At 37.1% G+C, this 13,226-nt stretch carries 12 protein-coding genes and 1 tRNA gene; 11 read left to right on the top strand and 2 right to left on the bottom strand.

The features are described 5' to 3' along the window. Positions 1-9 precede the first annotated feature (9 nt). From trxB to O7776_RS16285, 7 genes are all read left to right on the top strand, one after another. Positions 10-954: a thioredoxin-disulfide reductase gene (gene trxB, locus O7776_RS16315; RefSeq protein WP_274308016.1), complete on the top strand. Its 945-nt coding sequence runs from the start codon at positions 10-12 to the stop codon at positions 952-954. A gap of 242 nt (positions 955-1,196) precedes the next feature. Then, entirely contained in the window at positions 1,197-1,667 is a 471-nt protein-coding gene (locus O7776_RS16310; protein WP_241369982.1) for an NUDIX hydrolase, read from the top strand. 15 nt (positions 1,668-1,682) lie between these two features. Next, the gene (rapZ, locus tag O7776_RS16305; RefSeq protein ID WP_274308015.1) at positions 1,683-2,564 is read left to right on the top strand and encodes an RNase adapter RapZ; all 882 of its coding nucleotides are present in this window, start codon (positions 1,683-1,685) and stop codon (positions 2,562-2,564) included. Positions 2,565-2,568: 4 nt separating this feature from the next. Beyond that, on the top strand, positions 2,569-3,546 hold the full coding sequence (locus O7776_RS16300) for a gluconeogenesis factor YvcK family protein (RefSeq protein WP_274308014.1): 978 nt from the start codon (positions 2,569-2,571) through the stop codon (positions 3,544-3,546). A gap of 36 nt (positions 3,547-3,582) precedes the next feature. Further along, positions 3,583-4,524 carry a DNA-binding protein WhiA gene (whiA, locus tag O7776_RS16295; protein ID WP_241369986.1) on the top strand — a complete coding sequence of 314 codons (942 nt, stop codon included), beginning with the start codon at positions 3,583-3,585 and terminating at the stop codon, positions 4,522-4,524. 107 nt (positions 4,525-4,631) lie between these two features. Next, a complete protein-coding gene (locus tag O7776_RS16290) occupies positions 4,632-4,889 on the top strand; it encodes an HPr family phosphocarrier protein (protein WP_241369988.1) in 258 nt (85 codons plus the stop codon). A 114-nt stretch (positions 4,890-5,003) separates the two neighbouring features. Further along, complete coding sequence (locus tag O7776_RS16285) at positions 5,004-5,309, top strand: MarR family winged helix-turn-helix transcriptional regulator (protein WP_420802128.1); 306 nt, start codon at positions 5,004-5,006, stop codon at positions 5,307-5,309. Positions 5,310-5,445: 136 nt separating this feature from the next. Here O7776_RS16285 and clpP read toward each other — a convergent pair whose 3' ends face one another. Then, positions 5,446-6,039, bottom strand: a complete 594-nt coding sequence (gene clpP / locus O7776_RS16280; protein ID WP_274308012.1) for an ATP-dependent Clp endopeptidase proteolytic subunit ClpP — start codon at positions 6,037-6,039, stop codon at positions 5,446-5,448. Between the two features lie 183 nt (positions 6,040-6,222). Here clpP and O7776_RS16275 point away from each other — a divergent pair. Continuing rightward, positions 6,223-6,294 (top strand) — tRNA-Arg (locus O7776_RS16275). Between the two features lie 574 nt (positions 6,295-6,868). Here O7776_RS16275 and O7776_RS16270 read toward each other — a convergent pair. Further along, entirely contained in the window at positions 6,869-8,116 is a 1,248-nt protein-coding gene (locus tag O7776_RS16270; RefSeq protein WP_274308011.1) for a Zn-dependent hydrolase, read from the bottom strand. A 130-nt stretch (positions 8,117-8,246) separates the two neighbouring features. Here O7776_RS16270 and O7776_RS16265 point away from each other — a divergent pair, with 130 nt between their 5' ends. The 3 genes from O7776_RS16265 to O7776_RS16255 all read left to right on the top strand — a co-directional run bounded on the left by O7776_RS16265 (position 8,247) and on the right by O7776_RS16255 (position 12,780). Continuing rightward, positions 8,247-9,782, top strand: coding sequence for a PucR family transcriptional regulator (locus O7776_RS16265; protein ID WP_274308010.1), 1,536 nt, complete (start codon positions 8,247-8,249; stop codon positions 9,780-9,782). A 107-nt stretch (positions 9,783-9,889) separates the two neighbouring features. After that, positions 9,890-11,245, top strand: coding sequence for an aspartate aminotransferase family protein (locus tag O7776_RS16260; protein ID WP_274308009.1), 1,356 nt, complete (start codon positions 9,890-9,892; stop codon positions 11,243-11,245). A gap of 17 nt (positions 11,246-11,262) precedes the next feature. Then, positions 11,263-12,780, top strand: coding sequence for a CoA-acylating methylmalonate-semialdehyde dehydrogenase (locus O7776_RS16255; protein WP_274308008.1), 1,518 nt, complete (start codon positions 11,263-11,265; stop codon positions 12,778-12,780). The last annotated feature ends 446 nt before the right edge of the window (positions 12,781-13,226 follow it).

Genomic DNA, 13,226 nt, shown 5'->3' with positions numbered 1-13,226 from the left:
AGGATTTTCATGTCAGAAGAAAAAATTTATGATGTTGTCATTATCGGTGCTGGTCCAGCAGGGATGACAGCTGCCGTTTATACATCTCGCGCAAATTTATCAACATTAATGATTGAACGAGGGATTCCAGGTGGTCAAATGGCGAGCACAGAAGCTGTAGAAAACTACCCAGGTTTTGATACAATTTTAGGTCCTGAACTTTCAACGAAAATGTTCGAACACGCGAAGAAATTCGGTGCAGAATACGCATACGGTGATGTTTCAGAAATCATTGACGGCGAGGATTATAAAACAATTATTTCAGGCAAGAAACAATATAAAACACGCACAATTATTATTACAACAGGTGCAGAATATAAAAAATTAGGCATTCCAGGCGAAACAGAGCTTGGTGGTCGTGGTGTAAGTTACTGTGCTGTATGTGACGGTGCATTCTTCAAACAAAAGAACTTAATCGTTATCGGTGGTGGTGATTCGGCAGTAGAAGAGGGCGTTTACTTAACTCGTTTTGCTGATAAAGTAACAATCGTTCACCGTCGTGATAAATTACGTGCACAAAAAATCTTACAAGACCGTGCATTTGCAAATGAAAAAATCGACTTCATTTGGAATTCAACAGTTAGCGAAATTCACGAAGTCGATGGTAAAGTAGGTAAAGTAACATTAGTATCAACAGAAGATGGTTCAGAATCTCAAGTAGAAACTGACGGCGTTTTCGTATATGTGGGTATGCTACCGTTAACTGCACCATTTGCACCGTTAAACATTCTTAATGATGCTGGCTATATTGTAACAAACGAAAAAATGGAAACAGCAGTGCCAGGTATTTATGCAGCTGGTGACGTTCGAGACAAAATGCTTCGTCAAATTGTTACAGCAACAGGTGATGGTAGTATCGCAGCGCAATCAGCTCAACATTACATCGAAGAATTAAAAGAAAAAATAAATCAATAATTTTTTAACATAATTGTAATCGAATCGTTACAAAGGTAGGGTATACTAAACATATGAATTCGTTTTAACCCCCTTATAATCAAATTCGTTTAAGGTTGTTTCGAGCGTACCTACGCCGAAGCGACCTCTTTTTGCGTAGTTGGCGTTTTGATATACATTAAATGGAAGTATGCGCTTTTACGGAATGCATAGGACAAGGTATAATAGAAGTAAGCTTACATGAAAGAATTGAGGTGTTAAATATGCAACGTATTACGAATTTATTAGCTATAAAGGATGGAAAAGTATTATTACTCCAAAAGCCAAGGCGCGGTTGGTTTGTTGCGCCAGGAGGTAAAATGGAGTTAGGGGAGTCCATCTATGAATCCGCTGTACGCGAATTTCAAGAAGAAACAAACTTAACACCAAAAGCTGCTCATTTAAAAGGCATTTATACAATGGTTATTAAAAATGAAGATATAGTAGTTGACGAGTGGATGCTGTATACATTTGTTGCAAATGATGTGGAAGGTACACAATTTATTGAAACACGCGAAGGAATTTTAGGTTGGCATTCCATTGACAGTATCAACGAACTTCCGATGGCTGAAGGTGATCGAACTAATTTATTGTTTGCAGCGTTAAACAAAGGTATACAATATGGTACATTTGAATATACAGAAGATTTTGAGTTGATTAGCGAAAAAATCCAAAATTCAATCGAAGAAAACTAGAGGAGGAGAAACACTGTGGGGAGTTCGAGCTATACACATGAGTTGGTCATAATTACAGGGATGTCGGGCGCAGGTAAAACAGTTGCTGTTCATAGCTTTGAAGACTTAGGCTATTACTGTGTTGATAATTTACCGCCAGATTTATTAATTACTTTTTTAGCGTTAATGAAGGATTCTGAAAAGAAAATTTCCCGTATTGCTGTTGTGATGGATTTACGTGGGCGTGAGTTTTTCGATTCGTTAATTGAAACGCTAGATGCTCTTTTAGAAGAAGAGGATTTATTAGCACGCATTTTATATTTAGATTCGGATGATGCCACACTTGTGCGCCGATATAAAGAATCACGCCGCTCACACCCATTAGCTCCTCAAGGTTTACCGCTTGAAGGAATTCAGTTAGAGCGCCAATTATTATCTGAATTAAAAGGACGTGCAAAAACGATTGTTAACACTTCTTCGTTAAAACCGCGTGAATTACGTGAGCGCATCGCACAAGAATTTGATAATCAAAGTAGCCCTTCATTTTCAGTAAATGTCATGTCGTTTGGCTTTAAGCATGGTATTCCAATTGATGCCGATTTAGTATTTGATGTGCGCTTTTTAAAAAATCCATATTATGTCGAAGAACTTCGTCATAAAACAGGGCTTCAAACGGAAGTTTCATCGTACGTATTAGCAACTGATGAAACACAGCAGTTAATTGCTAAATTAACTGACCTGTTTGCCTTTATGATTCCACAGTACCGTAATGAAGGGAAATCACAGCTTGTGATTGCATTTGGCTGTACAGGTGGTCAGCACCGCTCAGTAACACTTGCAGAATACTTTGGTAAGTTTTTAACAAAAAATGATCGAGTTATTATTTCACACAGAGATATCAATCATAGGAAGGATTGATAGCATGAAAAAAAAGAAAACGCGCATCGTAGTCATTGGGGGAGGCACAGGGCTATCGACGGTGCTACGGGGATTAAAGCTGCATTCGTTTGATATTACAGCGATTGTTACAGTAGCAGATGATGGTGGCTCTTCTGGACGACTACGAGATGACTATGATATACCACCACCTGGGGATGTACGAAACGTCATTGCGGCGCTATCTGATGTGGAACCATTAGTCGAGCAAATGTTTCAGTTTCGCTTTTCGCAGTCCAATGATTTGAATGGACATTCTTTAGGCAATTTAATGCTAACGGCGCTTATCGAAATTACAGGTGACTTTAACCATGCTATTGCTGAAATGAGTAAAGTATTAAATGTTCACGGTAAGGTCGTTCCAGCTGCAAATAAAAAAGTGACTCTACATGCCGAACTAACGGACGGAACAACAATTGTTGGAGAATCCAAAATCCCTTCAGGTCATGCGCCTATTAAACGTGTTTTTTTAGAACCAAGTAATTTAAAGCCGTTGCCAGCCGCGATCCATGCGATTGAACGTGCCGATTTTATTTTAATTGGTCCAGGAAGTTTATATACTAGTATTATTCCAAACCTATTAGTAAAAGGAATTGGGCAAGCGGTCGTAAAGGCAAAAGGCGAAAAAATATATATTGCTAACTTAATGACGCAGCAAGGAGAAACAATCAATTATTCAGTATCACAGCACATAGAAGCAATTCATGAACATGTTGGTGAATCATTTATCGAATCCGTGTTGTTTAATGAAAAAGAATTACCTCCTGCAATTTACGCCCATTATCGTGAAGAAAATGCAGAGCCCGTACATTTTGATGTTGAAAAATTAACTCAAATGGGTTTGAAAATAATAAAAAAAGAAATTGCACTTATAGAAGACGGCACAGTTCGTCATGATGCAAAAAATTTAGCGGATTGGCTATGTGATTATGCAGCACAAAAGCAACAAAAAATGCAGGACTAATTACTACATAGTTTGCTAGAAAGGGGGAACTCAGAAATGTCATTTGCATCAGAAACAAAAAAAGAGCTCACGCAAATTGAAGCGGATGACACAAGCTTAAAAGCTGAAGTGTCCGCCCTTATACGAATGAATGGATCTTTAAGCTTTGCCAATCGTCAATTAAGTTTAGATGTACAAACCGAAAATGCAGCGATTGCACGTCGACTTTATACAATTGTTAAAAAGCTTTATCCATATAATGTTGAGTTGTTAGTACGTAAAAAAATGCGCCTTAAGAAAAACAATGTATACATTTGCCGTGTACGTGAAGGGGCCCGTGAAATTTTAGCGGATTTAGAAATTGTTTCGAATTCTTTCGAGTTCAATCATACAATTGCACAGTCGATCATTCCAAAAAATAATCAGCGCCGTGCTTATTTACGTGGTGCGTTTTTAGCCGGTGGTTCAGTGAATAATCCAGAAACGTCCTCATATCATTTAGAGATTTATTCGCTTTATAAGGAGCACGGGGAGGCGTTGGCTGATCTGATGAACCACTATGATTTGAATGCGAAAACGATTGAACGTAAAAAGGGCTTTGTCACGTATTTAAAAGAGGCAGAAAAAATTTCGGATTTTTTAAATTTAGTAGGTGCGACTTCAGCTATGTTAAAGTTTGAGGATGTCAGAATTGTACGCGATATGCGTAATAGTGTGAACCGCATTGTAAACTGTGAAACCGCTAATTTAAATAAAACAATCGGCGCGGCATTACGTCAGGTCGATAATATTCGTTTTATTGACAACGCGATCGGTTTAGATCAGTTGCCAGAAAAACTACGGGAAATTGCACGATTACGTGTCGAGTATCAAGATGTCACGTTAAAAGAACTAGGTGAAATGGTTTCAACGGGAGTTGTTAGTAAATCGGGCGTGAATCACCGCTTACGTAAAATCGATGAAATTGCGGAAGCACTTCGTCGCGGAGAGCAGATTTAGAAAGGTAAGTTTTCAAAATATTGCATTCTATTGTTGTTCTTTTCCGATAATTTCGATAAGATGAAATAAATAAGTTGATGTACGGATGTGAAAGGGAGTATTTCAAAATGATCGAAAAACAAGTAGAGGTCAAGCTAAAATCAGGATTACAAGCAAGACAAGCTGCACTATTCGTTCAAGAAGCGAATCGTTATAAATCAGATGTCTTTTTAGAAAAAGAAGCGAAAAAGGTGAATGCCAAATCGATCATGGGCATTATGAGCTTAGCGGTAGCAAAAGGTACGACAGTGACGCTAAGCGCAGATGGGCATGATGAAGAAAAAGCGATGCATGCGCTACAGCTACTAATCGAAAAAGCAGATTAATTTTTGGAAGCGTAATCATAGAGGTGTTTGTGAAATAATTTCACGAGCACCTCTTTTTTGTATGTAGATTCACCTTTCCAATTAACTGGGCCTAGAAATCGAGTTCTTTCAACTGTGGCAGAAAAAGGATCGATACGTATGAATGAACTTGCCCGAATTTTGGGCATAAAAGCAAGGTCTGTTACCGATTTTGTAGATGCTTTAGAACAGGTCGTTCGTCAACCTGACCCAAATGATCTTAGGGCAATCTTATTACAATTAACCGATTTAGCAAAAACGCATTTGGATGAAGTGCGTGTTTTACAAAACGAAATTACGGATAGGCTTTTAGAGAACATACCAGTAGATCAACATGGGGTACTACTAGGTTTATTGAAGCGATTGAATAAGGAAAAATATCAGGCTACAAATATCGATTAACAGTTAGAATGCCTATACTAATCAGCTCGGACGATATTTGCGCGGATTGTGTTATCTAGTGCTACCTTTTGTTGTTTACACAAGCTAAGTTTAAAATAAAAAAGCGGCAGAATCGCTCTGCCGCTTTTAATAAATATTATTTTTTAAGTTGGTTACGCTCATAGATTTTATCGATTAAACCATATTCTTTTGCTTGCTCAGCAGTCATGAAGTTATCACGATCTGTGTCGCGTGCCAATGTTTCGTATGGTTGACCACTGTTTTCGGCCATAATTTTGTTTAATTTTTCGCGTAAGAATAAGATACGTTTAGCCGCAATTTCGATTTCAGTTGCTTGACCTTGTGCGCCACCAAGTGGTTGGTGAATCATAACTTCGGCGTTTGGTAATGCAATACGTTTCCCTTTTGCACCAGCCGATAATAGGAATGCGCCCATAGAAGCTGCCATACCGATACAAATTGTTGATACATCAGGTTTAATGAAGTTCATTGTATCGTAAATCGCCATACCAGAAGTAATTGAACCACCTGGAGAGTTGATGTATAAGTAGATATCCTTATCTGGATCTTCTGCTTCTAAAAATAAAAGCTGAGCTACGATTGAGTTGGCAACGTTATCGTCGATAGCGCTCCCTAATAAAATGATACGGTCTTTTAATAAACGTGAGTAAATATCATATGCACGTTCGCCGCGGTTTGTTTGTTCAATAACTGTAGGAATTAAGTTCATTGAAAAATCCTCCCTTTGTTAAAGCCTATTTTCGTATACCTTTGCTGAATTTGGTAAGTATTTCAGCTGTAAACCTATCATACACGTATTAGTCAATTATGGTCAAATATAAAGTCTGCTTTTTAACAGTTGAAAACAAACAGTACACTTTGTATAATGGGAATGCTAGATAAATATTATAATGTCCTCGTGGTGTAATGGATAGCACGTAAGATTCCGGTTCTTAAAATGGGGGTTCGATTCCCTCCGAGGGCGCTTATTCAATCGACATATCTAATTAATTTTTCCATTTCGGCACGAATGGTTGTTAAGGGGATTTTTTACATGAATACTTTTCCCGCTTTCGGATAAATTAAACATTACAGAAACTCTTCAAATACTTAATTTCTTTATTTTTATGAGAAATAATACTTGAAAAGTGTGTCGAAAATTAGTAAATTAGTAAATGTCGTGTTAATGGTGAAAGTTGCTAATTAGAACAAATAATCAAAGGCACTACACACTGTTATTAGGTCCATTCGTGGGCACCATTTTACTGTTTTAATATACTTTTTATAGCTGTTGTAAAAAATCGAATTGTAGTTTTGAGTTTTTACAACGGAGAGTGAAGTTTTACTAGGATAAAAAGATTCACTGTACCGTTTCTTTTTATCCTAAATTCATTCTTTCCAATAACAATTCATTCAAACAAATAACATACAGAATTCAAAACTGTTTCAAAAGCACAATGCCGATGAAACAGTTTTTTTGCGTAAAGAAAAATATAGGCACTAAAAAAATCCGTCTTGCAATTTTGAACAGGACGGATTTGGGGGATGTGTGTTGTATATTAAAAGGCATTAGCTGAATTTGCTTGTGATAGGGTATGATTTGCAACTTTTAATACAGCATTCACTAGAACATCGGCCCCTTTTGAACATGCTTCATAGGAAGTAAATTCATCTTCGCGGTGACTGTAGCCTTTTGCACTTGGTACGAAAATCATTGTAGAAGGGATAAATTGTGCGATAAATTGTGCATCATGACCAGCCCCACTAAATAAATGGTGGCTAGAATAGCCTAATTCTTCGGCACTTGCTGCTACGGCATTAATTACTGTAGGAGCAAAATAGACCGTATCACGATTCCATAATTTCGTATATTCAAGCTGACAATTTTCAATTTCTTTTGGTAAATCGAAAATAATTTGTTCCACTTGTTGAATAACTGTAGGGTCTTGATGGCGGGATTCTAATGAGAAAGTTACATGGCTTGGAATGACGGTGTGAATATTTGGATAGGCGTTAATACGACCAATCGTATAAACGAGATCCTCAGGAAGCTGCTTTAATTTATTTTGTAAGATAGAAATAATCTGCATCGCGGCAAACATGCTATCCTTACGCATGGAAATAGGGGTTGTACCTGCATGATTGGATTCCCCAGTTAAAGTTATGTCATAACATACCATTCCTAGAACACCTTCTACAACACCAATTTCTTTGTTGTAATGCTCCAGAACGGGACCTTGTTCAATATGAAGTTCCAAGTAGGCATGCGCTTTGGTTAAACGATTTTCTTCTTCGCCTTTATAGCCACTTTTTTCTAACGCATTTTCAAATGTTATACCTTCGCGATCGATTGAAGCTAACATTTTCTCCTTCTCGAATTTTCCTGAAAGCACACCAGAAGCCATTAGTGAAGGTTCAAAACGGGCGCCTTCTTCGTTTGTAAAGTTCACAATTGTTAAAGGATGATTAAGCTCAATATTAGCATCGATAATCGTTTCTACTGCTTCTAATGCCGTTAATACGCCAAGAACGCCGTCAAAGCGTCCGCCTTTAATAACGGAATCTAAATGTGAGCCCATCACGATAGGTAAGTTATTTGTTTTACAAGGCAGTGTTGCATACATTGTGCCCATGTCATCAACTGTAATAATCATGCCAAGCTGTTCACAAATAGCTTTAAATTTGTCGCGCGCCATAATATCTTCAGGAGAAAGACTTAAACGTGTGACCCCATTATTTTCAGTAGCACCAATTTGACTAAATAACTCAATATTTTTTTTAAGTCGTTCACGATTCGTTTTGAACACTGGTTAACCTCCTTTAAAGTCAGCAATTCATTTTTACTATATCATTATTATAAAATATGTTTGTATATACATATTGTAAAATATTACAATAATAGCATGTACATTATGTAAATTTTGAGGGGGGTCATAAATGTTAACGGTTCAAGAGGTTTTACAGCGAAAATATTTTGAATGTTCCAAAGTAGTTGCAGGCAATACTGGCTTAAGCCGTGTCATTAAATGGATACACATAATGGAAGTTACCGATGTGAAACAATTAATAAAGGGCAATGAATTACTACTGACAACTGGGGTTGTTTTAAAAGATAACGAGCAAGGGTTTCTTCAATTTGTCCAACAATTGAGCGATTTAGGTGTGGCAGGACTTTGTGTGGAGCTTGGCATGTATATAAAAGAAATTCCTGAAAGCGTCAGAAAGCTAGCAAACCAATTGGATTTCCCCTTAATTATTTTTGAAGAAATTGTACCGTTTGTTGAAATTACACAGGATTTACATACGGTTATTATTCATCATCAATACGATATTTTAAAACAGTTAGAAGACTATTCCCAAAAAATAAATAAATATGTTTTAAAAGTAAATGATAAAGTAAAGATCCTTCAATATATGCAAAAGTATTTAAATGTAAATGTATTTTTCGAAATAAATACAGGAGCAAGCCTATCAATACCGGATAAAAAGACTGAAAATTCAAAAGATTGCATAGTGAAGCTAGGAGATAAGTTCCGTGCGAGCAATGAATTGAATATATTTGATCAAGCGTATGGCACCGTCTATATATATTCAGAAAGAAAGGAGATTACCGATTTAGATATATTAATTTTGGATAGAACAGTCGTTACTTTGTCTCAATTTGTTTTAAGAGATTTATACATTGAAGAGAAGCTCGAAAGTGAGCACCGTAAATTTTTCGAAAAATGGTTAGAAGGGAAAAATAGCAATGAAGAAATGGGCTATTTTTTAGAAGAAATTGATCGTAATTTAACGCAAAATGGTTGGCTAGTTATGATTCATCAGCTACGAAAGGAAAACAAAAAAACGGATTTAACAAACTATAAAATCAATTTGCGCCAATCCTTACAAAAAGAAGGTTTTTATACGTTTATTGTCGAGCAGTCGCATTGTTTAATTTTTATTTTAAGCGATTTATTGCAAGAAAATACGTATAAGGAACGCATGAAACGTGCGATGGGCGAAATTGTGAATCAATACCGGCTGGAGACATTATTTGCGGTAGGAAAATATGTGTACAACTATAATGAGCTGACCGAAAGCTATCAAACGGCGCAAGATTCCTTACAAATAAGGATGAAAAATATGAAGCTTTCTTATTTTTATGATGAACTGACACTTTATCACATGGTGAAAGTGTTACAAAATAATTCGATTCTGATGCAAATGGCCAATGAAAAAGTTGAGAAGCTTCGACTGTATGACCGCAAGCATAATAGTAACTTAATTCAAACATTAAATATGTATTTGCAGTGTAATGGCTTAAAGAAAGAAACTGCCGAAAAATTATTTATTGTTCGTCAAACGCTTTATCATCGCCTTGAAAAAATTGAACAAGTAATTGGTAGTGATTTCATGAATTACGAAAATCGTTTATGCCTTGAAATTATGCTATTAATGACAAAACAAAATCAGGTCAGAACGAAAGAATGAGCTAAATGTGAAATACGTTGAAATAATTGTTTTACACAATGTATAGTGCCCTACTAATTCTAATAAGAGAAAATAAGTGTAAGTGTTGAAAATTAGGAGGGATGTTCATGAGTAAATCAGTGGAGTATAACTGGAAAACAAATGATGAAAAATACGTATGGCATTCAATGAAACCTTATAACCCTGAAGCAACTTTCATTGTTGAACAAGCTGAAGGTGCTTGGGTGACGGATATTGATGGTAACAAATATTTGGATGCAATGGCAGGACTTTGGTGTACTAATATTGGGTATGGACGTAAGGAAATGGCAGAAGTAGCATATGAACAGATGATTAAAAACTCCTATACACCTCTTTCTTATGGTCATACACCATCGATTTTATTAAGTCAAAAAATTAGTGAATTATTAGGCGATGAATATGTTGTTTTTTATTCGAATAGCGGTTCAGAGGCGAATGAAGTAGCATTTAAAATCGCTCGTCAATATTATCAACAAAAAGGTGAAACAAATCGCTATAAAATTATCTCCCGTTACCGCGCGTATCATGGAAATACAATGGGCTCACTTGCAGCAACAGGCCAAGCACAACGAAAATATAAATATGAGCCGCTTGCACCAGGCTTCCTACACGTTGCACCACCTGATCAATATCGCAATCCTGAAGAGATGCAAAATAATGATCCAACGACATTACCAAGTGTCAACACAATTGATCAAACGATTACGTGGGAAATGTCAGAAACGGTGGCTGCCGTTATTATGGAGCCAATCATTACGGGTGGCGGTGTAATCGTACCCAATGAGGCCTACTTAAAAGGTGTGAAAGAAGTATGTGAAAAGCATGGTACGTTGCTCATCATTGATGAAGTAATTTGTGGCTTTGGTCGTACGGGTAAAGCTTTCGGATTCCAAAATTATGGAATTAAACCTGATATTGTGACAATGGCTAAAGGGCTGACGAGTGCCTATATGCCATTATCTGCTACAGCTGTACGTCGGGAAATCTATGATCAATTCACAAGCAATGGAGACTATGAGTTTTTGCGTCATGTAAATACATTTGGCGGCTCACCAGTAGCGTGTTCAGTTGCTTTAAAAAATATCGAAATTATGGAACGTGAAAATTTATTTGAACAATCTGTAAAGCTAGGTACAGAACTGATGCAATGCTTACAGGATAATTTAAATGACCACCCATATGTTGGGAATATTCGTGGGAAAGGCTTGTTGCTAGGAATTGAGCTTGTTGAAGATAAAGCAACGAAAAAACCATTAGATATCCATAAAGTAAATGCCGTTATTGCTTATTGTAAGGCAAAAGGATTAATCATTGGGAAAAATGGTGTGACAGTTGCGAACTTTAATAATGTTTTAACATTATCCCCACCACTTTCAATTACGTTTGAAGAAATGAACTTTATTGCCAATACATTTATCGAAGCTGTAAACAGCATTAAGTAAAAGGAGGAATTTCTCATATGACAGAAGCGGTTTCAGTAAAAAAATTAACGCATTTCATTAATGGGCAATTAGTAGAAGGTAAAAGTGGTAATTATGCAAATGTATATAATCCATCAACGGGTGAAGTGATTGCAGAAGTGCCACTTGCAACTGCCGAGGAAACGAATGAAGCAATTGCCGCGGCTGAGGCTGCATTCCCTGCATGGCGTGATATCGCCGTTGCTAAACGAGTAGAAGTTATCATACGTTTTCGTCAACTCATAACAGAAAATATAGATCAGTTACTGAATATCATTTGCACAGAAAGCGGAAAAACTTTAGAAGATGCGCGCGGTGAAATTATTCGTGGATTGGAATCCGTTGATTTAGCTATTGGAGCACCTCATTTAATGAAGGGGGAATACTCTGTCAATGTAGGCGGTCAAATTAATTCGTATTCGGCAAAATATCCTTTAGGGGTTGTTGCTGCGATTTCACCGTTTAACTTCCCAATTATGGTTCCGTTAGCGCAAACTTCAATGGCTGTAGCTGTTGGGAATGCCGTTATTTTAAAGGCTTCTGAAAAAGTACCGATGACAGCGTTATTTGTCAGTGAATTATGGAAAAAGGCGGGCTTACCAGATGGCATTTGGACAGTAGTAAATGGTAGTAAAGAGGCTGTAAATGAACTATTAGAAAATCCATCGGTGCAAGCAATTTCATTTGTAGGTTCAACGCCGGTAGCGAAATATATTTACGAGACTGGCTCAAAATATGGAAAGCGTGTAACAGCACTTGGTGGTGGTAAAAATAATATGGTTGTCATGCCCGATGCAGATTTAGAGCAAGTAGCAAACGCATTTATCGGAGCGGCATATGGAGCGGCCTCTCAACGCTGTATGGCCATTTCTACAATTATGCCGGTTGGCGAAGAGACGGCAAATAAATTAGTAGCAATTTTAAAAGAGAAAATTAGTAAGTTAAAAGTCGGTAGTTATACCGAAGAAGGAACAGATTTCGGTCCGGTCATTTCGAAAGAATCCAAAGAGGGCATTTTAAAAGCGATTGATCGTGCGGAGCAGCAAGGGGCAACGGTTGTCAATGATGGGCGTACATTAAACATGGCGGAAAATTCAAATGGTTACTTTGTAGGTCCCACATTATTAGATAATATTACAACGGAAATGGATATTTTCGAATTAGAAGTATTCGGTCCCGCTCGAAATGTTGTGCGCGTAGCTTCTTTAGCGGAAGCAATTGCTGTTATTAATTCGCAAGAATTAGCAAATGGTGTAACGATCTTTACAAATGACGGTGCAGCTGCACGCAAGTTTACAACCGAGATTGATGTAGGGATGGTTGGCGTAAACGTGCCAATTCCAATACCAGTAGGTTACCACAATTTTGCCGGTTTCAAAGGCTCTCGTTTCGGTGAAGGCCATATGTTTGGACCAGATCAAGCCCGTTTTTATACGAAAACGAAGACCATTTCAGAACGTTGGATTGAAGTAACAGAAAAAACCGAATCTACATTTGCTTTCCCTAGCAATAACTAAATAGATGGATTGAAAAGGAGCAAGCTTTTATTACATTGTGGATAAGTAATAATGGAATTGCTCCTTTATTCATTATTACTTTTACAAAATGTCCACAATTTAATATAAATTACATTACGTAGTGTATATTAAATCGCAACAATCCATCTTGTAAAATTAAAATTACTATCCATAATTAGTACTTTACAATACAATATTTGGAATAAAGTACGCGTAGATAAAATAATTCGTTCTGCTACTCTACGGGGCATGCTTTCCTGGGGGCGTGGCTCCAAAGCGTTGACAAACGCTTTGCGACGAGTAACCGCAGGAGCAACTTTATTTTTTACGCGCACGCTTAATCCCCAAGGAGTCCGCCCCTTCACTTCGCGGCACTCTACTATATAACTAAAGTTGACTTTTTTACAAAGCTATTTAATGAAGTGTGCTGAATTAATCTTAGTTAT

Source organism: Solibacillus daqui, assembly GCF_028747805.1.
GTDB classification, from domain to species: domain Bacteria; phylum Bacillota; class Bacilli; order Bacillales_A; family Planococcaceae; genus Solibacillus; species Solibacillus daqui.
The sequence above is the reverse complement of the archived record's forward strand: the minus strand, read 5'-3'. Positions and strand labels throughout refer to the sequence as shown.

What these genes read in the sequence shown, in the direction of transcription:
- O7776_RS16260 (WP_274308009.1), top strand. Translation starts at nt 9,890, where the DNA reads ATGAGTAAATCAGTGGAGTATAACTGGAAAACAAATGATGAAAAATAC.
- clpP (WP_274308012.1), bottom strand. Translation starts at nt 6,039, where the DNA reads ATGAACTTAATTCCTACAGTTATTGAACAAACAAACCGCGGCGAACGT.
- O7776_RS16290 (WP_241369988.1), top strand. Translation starts at nt 4,632, where the DNA reads ATGATCGAAAAACAAGTAGAGGTCAAGCTAAAATCAGGATTACAAGCA.
- O7776_RS16255 (WP_274308008.1), top strand. Translation starts at nt 11,263, where the DNA reads ATGACAGAAGCGGTTTCAGTAAAAAAATTAACGCATTTCATTAATGGG.
- O7776_RS16265 (WP_274308010.1), top strand. Translation starts at nt 8,247, where the DNA reads ATGTTAACGGTTCAAGAGGTTTTACAGCGAAAATATTTTGAATGTTCC.
- trxB (WP_274308016.1), top strand. Translation starts at nt 10, where the DNA reads ATGTCAGAAGAAAAAATTTATGATGTTGTCATTATCGGTGCTGGTCCA.
- whiA (WP_241369986.1), top strand. Translation starts at nt 3,583, where the DNA reads ATGTCATTTGCATCAGAAACAAAAAAAGAGCTCACGCAAATTGAAGCG.
- O7776_RS16310 (WP_241369982.1), top strand. Translation starts at nt 1,197, where the DNA reads ATGCAACGTATTACGAATTTATTAGCTATAAAGGATGGAAAAGTATTA.
- O7776_RS16300 (WP_274308014.1), top strand. Translation starts at nt 2,569, where the DNA reads ATGAAAAAAAAGAAAACGCGCATCGTAGTCATTGGGGGAGGCACAGGG.